The 370-nt window shown below is 47.0% G+C and carries 1 pseudogene; it reads left to right on the top strand.

Features of this window, described 5'->3' with window-relative positions:
• Positions 1 to 302, top strand: a pseudogene (locus tag UF06_RS03620) (hypothetical protein); the annotation flags it as partial.
• Between the last annotated feature and the right edge of the window lie 68 nt (positions 303 to 370).

The raw sequence follows: 370 nt of genomic DNA, 5'->3' as shown, positions 1-370 counted from the left end.
TGTTTTCTCCAGTAATGGCGGTTTTTGGTTTGCCAGGTGAAGCGGCTGCGGTGCTGATTGGTGCTTGGATGTCGATGGGCGGCGCAGTTGGCGTGGTTATCACATTGTTTGACCAAGGCATCTTGAACGGTACGCACATCGCGATTCTTGCACCTGCAATTTACCTAATGGGCTCACAGGTTCAGTACATGGGTCGAATTATGGGACCTATCGGTACTGAAGGTCGTTACATCCCAATCATGATTGCGATTTCCGTATTGAACGCATTTGGCGCAATGCTAGTCATGAACTTGTTTGTTTAGGGGGCAATAATGCAGTTTTCTCTCAATGAATATCTCGAAGAACTTCGTCCTCTCATCAATGTCGATTG

Source organism: Vibrio sp. S234-5 (assembly GCF_000960595.1).
GTDB lineage: Bacteria > Pseudomonadota > Gammaproteobacteria > Enterobacterales > Vibrionaceae > Vibrio.
The sequence above is the reverse complement of the archived record's forward strand: the minus strand, read 5'-3'. Positions and strand labels throughout refer to the sequence as shown.